Genomic DNA, 3,936 nt, shown 5'->3' on the forward strand with positions numbered 1-3,936 from the left:
CGTTCTCGCAGACCTCGGCATAGCTGCGGCGAAGCAGCGTGCCGTCGCCAGACAGGGAATTGACGATGTCGAAGATGTTATTCGCATCCTGCAGGCGGGCTTTACGCACCTGGGCGCCGTTGACGCGGGGACGCGTTGACACAGTCGATTCACTGATCACACTAGACATGGACCTGCTCCTGCTGCGGAGTCAGGGCCGCGACCTTCTCGCGCGCCAGCGCCAGCGATGCTGCCACCTGCGCAGTCGCTGTGCCGCCGATGACATCATGACAGTCCACGGTTGCCCGCAGCGTGATGGCATCGTGGAAGTCCGCGCCAAATTCGTCTCCGAATTGTTTCAGCTCGTCCAAGGTCAGTTCGTTCAGTTCGCAGCCCTTATCTAAAGCATAGCGGACAGCGTTCCCGATCTTTTCGTGCGCTTTGCGGAAGGGAACTCCCTTGTGTACCAGATAGGTAGCGGCGGCCATGGCGTTCAGGTAGCCGGTAGAGGCTGCCGTCTCCATCCGGTCCAGCCGGAACTGGAGGGCGGCGGTGAACGGCGCCATCAGGGGCAGCATTCCGGCCAGTGTGGCAGCGACCTCGAAGGTAGCCTCCTGGGTCTCCTGCATGTCTTTGTTGTAAGCCAGCGGAAGCCCTTTGACGATGGTCGCGAAGGTCGTCGCCGCGCCCAGCAGACGGCCGCTCTTGCCACGCACCAATTCGGTCAGATCCGGATTCTTCTTTTGTGGCATAGCCGAGGATCCGGTTGAAAACGCCTCCGGCAGCTCAATGAATCCAAACTCCTGGGTGGCGTAGAGCGTGATCTCCTCGGCGAAGCGAGAGAGATGCAAACCCAGTCCGGCAGCGCACTGAGAGAACTCCAGGGCAAAGTCACGGTCGCTGGTGGCGTCCATGCTGTTCGCCGTCGGCGCATCGAAGCCCAGGGCCTCGGAAGCGATGGTGCGATCGAGTGCAAGCGTCGCACCGGCGATGGCGCCTGAACCGAGCGGACATAGGTTCATCCGCTTGCGGGCATCGGCAAAGCGTGAGGCGTCCCGCAGGATCATCTGCACATAGGCCTGCAGCCAATGAGCCAAAAGAACCGGCTCGGCGCGCTGCAGATGCGTGTAGCCAGGCATCACGGCGTCGCCGGATCTAACAGCCTGGTCCAGCAGGGCATCTGCCCACGAGGCCAGATCGGTCAACACCTGGTCGATGGCATCGCGAATAAAGAGGCGCAGATCGGTCGCGATCTGCTCGTTACGGGAGCGGCCTGTATGCAGCTTGAGCGCAAGCGTGCCGATGTGCTTCGTCAGCTCCAGCTCGACGAAGTGATGCACGTCCTCCGGCGTCTCGGAAGCGAGATCCAGCGTATCCGCGGCGAAGTCCGCGCCGATGCGGTCCAGCCCGGCGAGAATCTCCGCTAGCTCGGTATCGGTCAAAATGCCGGCAGCCGCGATCATCCTCGCATGGGCCTTTGACGCACGGATCTCCTGGGGGATCAGCTGCCAGTCAAAGGGGAACGACCGCTGCCACATCTCGAATTTGCGATTGAGCGGTTCCCGGAACCGCCCAGACCACATTTTCACGTCACAACCTCTTTTCCTTGCGTCCGGCCACCTGTTTGCAGGTGACCGGACAGAGTGCGGTGATTCTAGTTAGACGAACCGCTTCTTCGCCTTCGGAATGCGCTTGGCGCCTCCGAGCAGCATCAGCAGGATGGCCTTCTGCGCATGCATACGGTTCTCCGCCTGGTCGAAGACGATCGACTGCGGACCATCCAGTACGGCGTCGGTCACCTCGGCGTTGCGGTGTGCCGGCAGGCAGTGCATGAAGACGGCCTGATCGTTGGCATGGGACATGAGCTCGTCGTTGACCTGGTAAGGCTTGAAGATCGGTGCGCGCTTGGTCGCCTCGTGCTCGAAGCCCATGGAGGTGCAGACGTCGGTATAGATCGCATCGGCGCCGGTTACGGCCTTGATCGGGTCCTGCGTCAGCGTAATGCTTCCACCGGTCTGCTCTGCGATCTCGATGGCCTTGTGAATCACGTCCAGCTTCGGCCCGTAGTTCTTCGGCGTCGCGATGGTGCAATGCGCTCCGAGCTGTGCCGCGGCCAGCATCAGGGAGTGGCAGACGTTATTGCCGTCACCGACGTAGGTGAACTTCAGACCTTCGCAGGTTGAGAACTTCTCTTCCAGCGTAAGGAAGTCGGCAATCGCCTGGCACGGATGCTCATAATCCGACAGGGCATTGACTACCGGCACCTTGGCGCAGGCGGCCATCTCTGTGATGGTGTCGTGCGAGTAGGTGCGCAGGACAATCACGCTCATCCAGCGTTCGAGGTTATGCGCCATATCCGCCAGGCTTTCGCGCTCACCCAGGGGGCTCTGCGTCTGGTCGACGAAGATGGCATTGCCGCCCATGGTATTGATGGCGGCCTCGAAGGTCAGGCGCGTACGCAACGATGCCTTCTCGAAGAACATCACCATCTGCTTGCCGTCGAGGGCTGTCTTGAAATCTTCCGGATGGTTTTTGACGGCGTGCGCCAGCTCCATGATGGCTGCCATCTCTTCCACAGTCAGATCGGCGATCGAACACAGATCGCGGCCTTTCAAGCGCTTTGCGGCCTCGCTGAATGCGCTATCGCTTTGAATTCCCAATGATACTTTCGGCACTGCTACTCCTTCATTCCTCGGGCTCATGACAATGGTTTTGCTATCCATGGGCTACCTCACCTGCAAGCGCGGGAGACGTTGCCTCCTTAGCCTGCCTCAAAATCTCGTCCAGAGCGCTTACTGCAATGTTTACATGTTTCTTTTCGATCAGGTAAGGCGGAAGGAACCGCAATACTGTCTCGCTGGTGCGGTTGATTAGAATGCGACGGTCCATCATCTGCCTGGCAACCTGCTTTGCCAGCTCCGCATCGTTGATCTCCGCGCCGATCATCATACCGATACCACGTACCGAGATGATTTCAGGATGCTTTGCCGCAAGGCCCTGCAATTGCTCCATGAAGTAGTTGCCGACCTCGGTTACATGCGCCAGCAAACCTTCGTTCTGGATCTCATCGATTACTGCCGTAGCCACGGCGCAGGCCAGCGGGCCACCACCAAAAGTGGTTCCGTGCAGACCAGGCTTCATGGCGCGGGCAGCTTCCTCGTTGCAAAGCATGGCGCCCATCGGCAGGCCGCCTGCCAGCGGCTTTGCCAGGGTCGTAATGTCGGGCTGAATACCGAAGTGCTGATACGCCGTCCACTTGCCGGTCCGGCCCATGCCGCTCTGAATCTCGTCGGCCAGCAGCAGGGCGCCGGTCGAGTCGCATAGCGCACGTGCCGCCGCGAAGAACTCGTTGGAGACAGGGTGAATGCCACCCTCGCCCTGCAGCACCTCGATGCAGATGCCGCAGACATCGTTGGAGAACTTTGCCTTCAGATCCTCGATGTCATTGAAGCGCACGAACTCGACATCGGGCATCACCGGGGCAAAGGGCTCGMGGTACTTGTCCTTATGCGTCGTGGCGACCGATCCCATCGTCCGGCCATGGAAGCTGTGCTCCAGGGCGAGGAACTTCGTTCCGACCGTCTTGCCCTCTTCGCGCAGTACGCCGGCGTGGGCACGAGCGAGCTTCAGCGCCGCCTCCCAGGCCTCGGTACCCGAGTTGCAAAAGAAGACCCGGTCCATACCGGTCAGCTCCGTCAGTTTGAGCGCGAGTGTGGCCGTACCTTCGTGAAAGAACAGATTGGAGGTGTGCAGCAGCTTCTTTGACTGTTCCGCGATCGCATTCTCAATCGCCGGATGTCCGTACCCGAGGGCCGAAACACCGATACCGCTCAACAGGTCCAGGTAGTCGTTGCCTTCGCTGTCGCGCAGGTAGAAGCCCTTGCCGCTTACAAACATCACCGGGTTGCGTTCGTAGGTCTCAAGCAGGAACTTCTTCTCCGCTGCCTGAATCGATGC

The 3,936-nt window shown here is 60.2% G+C and carries 3 protein-coding genes; all 3 read right to left on the reverse strand.

Annotated features, from left to right (window positions below):
* Window positions 1-161 precede the first annotated feature (161 nt).
* A complete protein-coding gene (gene argH / locus AB4043_RS17465) occupies window positions 162-1,562 on the reverse strand; it encodes an argininosuccinate lyase (RefSeq protein WP_442299871.1) in 1,401 nt (466 codons plus the stop codon).
* Window positions 1,563-1,637: 75 nt separating this feature from the next.
* A complete protein-coding gene (gene argF / locus AB4043_RS17470; RefSeq protein WP_442299769.1) occupies window positions 1,638-2,702 on the reverse strand; it encodes an ornithine carbamoyltransferase in 1,065 nt (354 codons plus the stop codon).
* A partial coding sequence (locus tag AB4043_RS17475) for an aspartate aminotransferase family protein (protein WP_442307638.1) occupies window positions 2,695-3,936 on the reverse strand: 1,242 nt, incomplete at its 5' end. The genes argF and AB4043_RS17475, both read right to left, overlap by 8 nt.

This window comes from Terriglobus sp. YAF25 (assembly GCF_052113305.1).
Classification (GTDB): Bacteria; Acidobacteriota; Terriglobia; order Terriglobales; family Acidobacteriaceae; genus Terriglobus.